4 protein-coding genes are annotated in these 7,256 nt (G+C 39.3%); 2 read left to right on the top strand and 2 right to left on the bottom strand.

The window, feature by feature from the left end:
- Positions 1 to 97: 97 nt before the first annotated feature.
- Positions 98 to 2,176: a TonB-dependent siderophore receptor gene (locus tag P20480_RS09520; protein WP_008129497.1), complete on the bottom strand. Its 2,079-nt coding sequence runs from the start codon at positions 2,174 to 2,176 to the stop codon at positions 98 to 100.
- Between the two features lie 197 nt (positions 2,177 to 2,373).
- Here P20480_RS09520 and dbpA point away from each other — a divergent pair, with 197 nt between their 5' ends.
- Positions 2,374 to 3,762 (top strand): ATP-dependent RNA helicase DbpA, encoded by a 1,389-nt coding sequence (dbpA, locus tag P20480_RS09515; RefSeq protein WP_008129499.1) that lies wholly within the window; start codon positions 2,374 to 2,376, stop codon positions 3,760 to 3,762.
- A 5-nt stretch (positions 3,763 to 3,767) separates the two neighbouring features.
- On the opposite strand, the gene P20480_RS09510 is transcribed toward dbpA, so the two are convergent.
- The gene (locus P20480_RS09510) at positions 3,768 to 4,343 is read right to left on the bottom strand and encodes a DNA-J related domain-containing protein (protein WP_008129500.1); all 576 of its coding nucleotides are present in this window, start codon (positions 4,341 to 4,343) and stop codon (positions 3,768 to 3,770) included.
- Positions 4,344 to 4,419: 76 nt separating this feature from the next.
- On the opposite strand from P20480_RS09510, the gene P20480_RS09505 reads away from it, so the two are divergent.
- Positions 4,420 to 7,230 carry a tetratricopeptide repeat-containing hybrid sensor histidine kinase/response regulator gene (locus tag P20480_RS09505; RefSeq protein WP_033025420.1) on the top strand — a complete coding sequence of 937 codons (2,811 nt, stop codon included), beginning with the start codon at positions 4,420 to 4,422 and terminating at the stop codon, positions 7,228 to 7,230.
- The last annotated feature ends 26 nt before the right edge of the window (positions 7,231 to 7,256 follow it).

A 7,256-nucleotide genomic window follows, 5' to 3' on the forward strand; every position in this document is an offset into this window, starting at 1 on the left:
AATAAAGACGTAAAAAAATAGAATGAGATGAATGAGCGGCTTTAAAGCGCAAAAAGCCCGCGTATTTTAAGCGCGGGCTGGTAATTAAAGCGCTTAATTAAAAGCTAAACTGGGCAGCCAGTCTTACGTTAGTACCTTCACCTATTGTTACGTTATTTGTTCCGCCACCGGCTAGATAATCTTCATCAAATAAGTTTTCTATGTTTAGGCGTAAGTTAACATCGGTTTTGCTTACTTTAAGTTTGTAAGTTGCACCTACATCTACGCGTGTGTAGGCATCTTTAGTAATCGTGTTGGCACTATCTGCAAAGCGCTCACCTTCGTAAAATGCACCCGCATTAAATGCAATCGCGTCGTTTAATTCGTAACGTGTCCAAAGAGATGCAGACCATTTAGGCGCATCAGTAGGGCGCTTGCCTTCTAAATCTTCGTCACGCTCGTAATTTGCATCTAAATACATAGTCGATGCCATTACGAATAAACGGTCAGTTGCCGCACCTTGCGCTGTTAGTTCAACGCCTTTGTGGCGCTGTTCACCAATTTGGTTTGTTTCAGAGATTAAATCACCCACTGGTATATCAAGTGTTTCTGTAACTAGTGTGCCATTTTTACTTATATCGAAAAGTGCACCACTTAGCATTAAGCGATCATCAAACAATTGCCACTTAACGCCAATTTCTTTTTGCTCAGAGGTAACGGCGTCAAGCTTCATACCATTATTTATATCGTCTTCGTTTACAAGAGTATCGCTTCCTTGAGGCTCAAAGCCTTCAGAGTAACTCGCGTATATGGTAGCTGATGCATTAGGGTGATAAAGAACACCTACTTTTGGCACAAACGATTCATTATTTGCATCTTCACGTGTTTGCTTATCGTAGCGACCACCAAGCGATAGCTGCCATTGTGGCGAAAACGTGATTAAGTCTTGCACATAAATACCGTAATAGTCGTATTCTGTTTCGCTAATAGTGTCGTCAGTTTTGTAACTGACAGTTGGGCGACTTGGTTCTGCTTGGCCTGCTATAAAATTAAATGAATCAGCTGAGGTGCGACGCTGGCCATAATAATAATCAAGTGAGTTAGCACCAATTAATAATTGATGATGAACACCGGCTGTTTCAAATTCACCAATGAAGTCGATAAATGCTGTTTTAAATTGCCAGTCGTCGAATCGGTCGTACGGGCGAGACTCATAGCTGTCGCCTTCAACAAAATTACCCGGCTTACGTGGCGCTGACTCAAAACGTTGGCGCTCAAATGTTTGTTCGTTATAACCAAGTTTTACTTGCCAGTTATCGTTTAAAAACACTTTAAAATCTATGCCCGCATTTTCTACCGTTATGTCGGTAAACGCCCAAGACATATCGCGAATAGTTTTATCGTCGCCAATAACGTTGGCGTTGTCGTCTATCCATGCACCGGTGTCTAAACCTGCTTCGTCGTCTGTGCGGTCGTAATGCACACGTACTAAGGCATTATCACTAATGTCGTAATCAACAATAAATGCACCTAAAAAGCGGTCACGCTCGCGGTTTTCACCATTTTGGTATTCGCGCCAGTAATCAACATCTTGCTTAACTAAAATACCGCGTGCACGTAAATCTTCTGCATCCGTTAATGCTCCGCTAGCATCAAGCATAAACCGCGTTGAACCGTGTTGATCTACATCAGCACTGGCATTGAACAAAGTTTGTGCTGTTGGCTTTTTAGTGACCATATTAACTAGTCCGCCAGGGCCTGATTGACCATATAAAATGCTCGATGGACCTTTAATAACTTCTACTTGCTGTAAAATTTCAATGGGTTGTTGATAGTGCGACCAGTGCTGATGACCATCGCGTAAGTAACCCGTTGATGAGCTAAGCTCAAAACCACGTAAGTTAAATACTTCACGGTTACGTTGTTTAGAACCAGCCGTTAAGCTTGCATCGTTTGAAAGTACTTCACCTAGTGTTGTCGCAAGTTGTTCGTTAATAATAATATCGCTAATTACAGTCACTGATTGAGCAGTATCAAGTAATGAAGTTGATGTTCTCATTGCACCATTTGCGTTATCTACTTTGTAGTCATTAAAGAAACTTCCTTTGACTTCAATATGTTCAAGGTCGGTAGAGTTTGCATATGTGTTTGTTGTTATTGTTGCTAATAGTGCGATGTAAAGTGAACTCAGTTTCATTTGATGCTTCCAGCTCAATATGTGAATAAAAAGTGAAGCGCAATCTTAATGAAAATAAATATCATTTGCAATATGTTTTTATTAACAATATTTTATAATGTGTTTGCTAATGGTTGCCAATAACGAATTCTGCTATTATTAGCGGCATATTTAGTGGGACTTTATCCTGCGTTATTTTTACTGCTATGGAATTTACTGTGACTTCAACTGCTTTTTCATCTTTGGCTTTACCAGCTGGACTTGTTGATAATTTATCGACGCTTGGCTACGCCCACATGACACCTGTACAGGCGCAAAGTTTGCCACCTGTACTTGAAGGTAAAGACATCATTGCGCAGGCAAAAACCGGCTCAGGTAAAACGGCTGCGTTTAGTTTAGGTGTGCTTGCTAAATTAAACGTAAAACGTTTTAGAATTCAATCGCTAGTTTTATGTCCAACACGTGAACTTGCTGAACAAGTGGCTGTTGAAATGCGTAAGCTTGCGCGTGGTATCCATAATATTAAAATATTAACGCTATGTGGTGGTGTATCAATTGGGCCGCAAATTGGGTCGCTTGAACACGGTGCACACATCATTGTTGGTACACCAGGGCGCGTAGATGACCATATTCGCAAAGGGACTTTACGGTTAGACGATGTAGAAACATTAGTATTAGACGAAGCCGATCAAATGCTTGATATGGGCTTTCAAGATACCCTTGATGCGATTATTGAATGTATTCCAGAAAACCGCCAAACGCTTTTGTTTAGTGCTACTTTTCCACGCGCAATCGAAGCGATAGCAAAGCGTGTACTTAGTAACCCAGAGATGATTAAAGTAGAAGAAGAGCAAGAAAAAAGCACAATAAAACAATACTTCTACAAAATGGATAACAATAAACAGCGCTATCCAACACTTAAGTTACTATTACTTAAATTTACACCACAAAGTTGTGTTGTGTTTTGTAACACCAAGGTAGAAACGCAGCAAGTGTGCGATGATTTAGCCGATGAAGGTTTCAGCGCCGTGGCATTGCATGGTGATTTAGAACAACGTGACCGTGAGCGCACTCTGATTCATTTTGCTAATAAAAGTGCGTCTATTTTAGTCGCGACAGACGTTGCCGCACGTGGTTTAGATATTGACGATATGGACATGGTAATCAACTACCATTTAGCGCATGACCCGCAAACGCACGTTCACCGAGTTGGGCGAACAGGCCGCGCGGGTAAAAAAGGGATTGCTTGCTCAATTTATGGTGATGCAGAGCAATTCAAAGTAGCGCAAATTGGTGATCACTATGAGCGCGACTTTGAGCCAGAGCCAATGCCTTCATATAATTTGTTGGACAAACCACCGTACAAACCAGACATGGTCACTCTGATGATAGATTCAGGTAAAAAGCAAAAAGTGCGTGCTGGTGATATTTTAGGTGCGTTAACGGGTAAAGACGGTATTGCTGGGCGTCAAGTAGGTAAAATTAATGTTCTTGATAACGTCGCATTTGTAGCTGTTGAACGTAATGCGTCAAAACCGGCACTTCGTAAATTAACCGAAGGTAATATAAAAGGGCGCAAAATTCGTGCTCGTCGCCTAACGCGTTAATCAAGTTATGAGCGAGCAGCCGGTTTAAGCTGCTCGTACTCTACTTTTATTTGCTTAAATGCATTCTCGCAGCCAGTAGGTTTGTCTGGGTGGTGCGCCAGTGCAAGCTGTCGCCAACGTTTTTGTAGTTCTTTAAGCGAAAAATCATTTGTTAGCTGCCACTTTGCCAACAGTGCGTCAAAGTGATCTTCTGTTAAAGCTGGCGCGCTATTTACCTTCTTAAACTTTTGCCAAAAACTTGTGAGTAGCTCATTAATTTGCTCTTCGCTTGCTTCGTAATTCCCCCAGTCTAAATAATAATCTTTTAAGTTTGATTTAACCGTTGCAGGATTTTCTATTTCCGTTTCAATAAGTTCTATATGAAGTGTTGATATTAAGAGACTTTTAGGGTGAAGTTGTTCCTGTAGTTGATACAATGCATTCATAATTAAAAAATTACGCTTAAATAAATCACGTTCAGGGTTTTTATCAAGTGGCTTAATTGCGCCACAATTAATAAGCTCAGCTGCTAGGATATGAACTTGCCACACTTTTTGGGTTAATATTAAGTCAAATATTCGGTCAATCAGTGGGTTAAGCATTGTTTAGGTCCTAGTATTTAGTGTATCTTCAGTACAGATTACATTGTTACACGTAACAATTTGAAGGATTAAAATTATGCATGGCAAGCTCAAGTGCCTCTTATTCATTGTATGCAGTTTGTTCTATTTGCCAAGTTATGCTCAACAATCAGAACCATTATTAGAAGAGTTTAAACAACAACAACAATGGGATGCAAAGCGTGAATTAGGTAACGCCTTACTTAATAACCAACGTATTACAGCTCAAAGTCGTGCTGTAATATATGCAGGCCTTGCCGATACTGCGCTGTCGAGCGGCCACTTTAGCGATGCTTTTAATTACTTTAAATTATTAGAGCAAGAAACTTCTGGATCACTTCTTCCTAGCGAGCACTTTCGTGCAATTAAAATGCAAGGTGTTGCACTTTTTTATCAAGGCTTGTTTAAACAAGCAATTACTCAATATACCCGTGCACTTGATATTGCAAAAATTAATAACCAACCATTAGAACAAGCAAATTTATTGAATAATATTGGTTTAGCTTATTTTAATATGCATAAGTTAGTAGCAACGCTTGATTACTACCTAAAAGCAAAAGAGATTTACGAAGAGGTGGGTAGTGAACAGGATAAAGGCGATATTTTAATTAACATAGCAGGCGTTTATATACGCTTATCTCGTTATGAAAATGCCATGAGTATTTATCAAGACGTGTTAAAAATCTTTCGCAAGTTAGATGATAATTTGGGTATTGCTATGGTGCATAATAATATGGGGGTGGTTTATTTTGAAAGCAACCAGCTAGATTTAGCGATGCATTACTACCAATTAGCAACCCGTTATTACCTATCCGTCAACAATATGAATAAGTTAGCGACTCAGTACACTAACATTGCAAACGTCAATATTATTCTCAATAAAGTGGAATTAGCGTATGAGCAAGCGCAATTAGCGATAGAGTATTCACTTAAAATTGATAACAAAAACTTAGAACTTACTGCACTGCAAACTCTCGCAAAAGTCCAGCTTGTAAGGGGAATGTTAGATGAGGCAAAAACGAACATTGAACGCGTTTTTGAATTACTTGAAGAGCATAGTAATGATCGCATTATGCGAGATGGACTTGGCACCCATGCTTTGATTGAGGCAAGTAGGGGGAACTACGAAAATGCAATGCAGTTGCATGAAAAGTACAATAACGAACTACGCAAATTAAGAAGTGACTCTATTGTTAAAGCCCTAGCAGTATTAGAAAGACAGTTTAAAGCCACACAATTGAATCAAGAAATTAAAGAGCTGAAACAAGACCGTAAATTACAAGAACTAAAAATGAAGCAGCGTTCGCAGTTAACGGTGTTTATTTTTGTACTGTTATTTTTAGTCATAGTGACAGGGGTTGCTTTATACCGACGCGGCGCAGAAAAACGGGCAAAACAATATTTAGCTGAGCAAGTGGCGCAACGCACAGCAGAGCTTCAAGCTGTTGCTCAAGAGTTAAGAGCAGCTAATGATGTTAAAAGTCAATTTTTGGCTAATGTTAGTCATGAAATAAGAACACCATTAACGGCGATTCTCGGACAAACAGACGATTTAATGAATGGTTTATACGAGCCTGAACAGCTAAAAGATGAGTTAGCTATTATTCAGCGGCACAGTAACCATTTAAAAAGTTTGATCAACGATGTGCTTGATTTAAGTAAAATAGAAGCGAATAGGTTAGAGCTTAATGTTTCTTGTTTTGACATGGTTCAACTGGTTAACGATGTGCACGCAATGTTTAACCCTCAGGCAAAAGCAAAAAATCTCAGGCTTGTGCTTGAAAATAAGGTGGGCGATGAGTTTTACACCCGCCTTGATATAATGCGAGTAAAACAAATTCTCATTAATTTGTGTGCCAATGCTATTAAGTTTACCCAATCAGGACAGGTATTAATTGCATTAAATAAAACAGAGCAGGGTATTGTACTGATTGTTAAAGATACCGGTATAGGTATGAACTCATCGCAATTAAAGCTCATTTTTGAATACTTTAGCCAAGCAGATAACAGTATTAGCCGACGTTTTGGTGGAACAGGTCTGGGGCTTAGTTTATCACAGCAGCTCGCTTCTATGATGGGCGGGTATATTAGCGTGCAAAGTGAATATAAAAAAGGAAGTCAATTTTCGTTCTTTTTACCTTGTGCGCAAGTTTCTAGTGATCAAAGCGATATCGGGCAAATAGAGCAAAATAAAGTGCAACTAAGCGGTACTGTCCTGCTTGCAGAGGATCATGCAGATAACCGTAGGTTTATTAGCCGTTACTTGCGTTCATTAGGGCTTGATGTAATTGCGGTAGAAAACGGTGAGCAAGCTGTAGAGCGTTGCTTACAAGAGTACCCAGATCTTGTATTACTCGACATTCAAATGCCTATAATGGATGGACGAGCGGCCTTTGAGCTATTGAAAAAATGTGGTTTTCAACGGCCAATTTTTGCGCTCACTGCAAACGCAATGAGTCACGAAATTGACGACTATCTTACATTAGGGTTTAACGGTTACCTTGCAAAGCCATTGGATAAAGACTTATTTTATAAAACCTTGTCAGAAAATTTAGATCAAGTTCATTCGGACGAACCTAATGCACCAAGTGAGATAGATATCAGTGATTTAGTAATAAGTTTTAAACAAAGTTTTGGTTTAGAAAGCGAAAATATTACACAGCATTTTCTAAGTGAAGACTTTGACGCTTTGCAAAAAGATAGCCACCGAATATTAGGTGCAGCACAAATGTTCGCCTTAGAGGAAATAGCTTCAGCTGCGAAAAATTTAGACAGCGCCTTATTGCAAAAAGGCGAAAAAGATATGAAATATATTAATCAGCTTGTGTCAGAGCTCCAGGCTGTATTACACAAATACAATGAAACGTAAGTACACATTATAACAAATATAAAAAA

This window comes from Pseudoalteromonas sp. BSi20480 (assembly GCF_000241365.1).
Classification (GTDB): Bacteria; Pseudomonadota; Gammaproteobacteria; order Enterobacterales; family Alteromonadaceae; genus Pseudoalteromonas; species Pseudoalteromonas marina.

Excerpts from the sequence above, each read along its gene's own strand:
- P20480_RS09520 (WP_008129497.1), bottom strand. The coding sequence starts at position 2,176 with ATGAAACTGAGTTCACTTTACATCGCACTATTAGCAACAATAACAACA.
- P20480_RS09510 (WP_008129500.1), bottom strand. The coding sequence starts at position 4,343 with ATGCTTAACCCACTGATTGACCGAATATTTGACTTAATATTAACCCAA.
- P20480_RS09505 (WP_033025420.1), top strand. The coding sequence starts at position 4,420 with ATGCATGGCAAGCTCAAGTGCCTCTTATTCATTGTATGCAGTTTGTTC.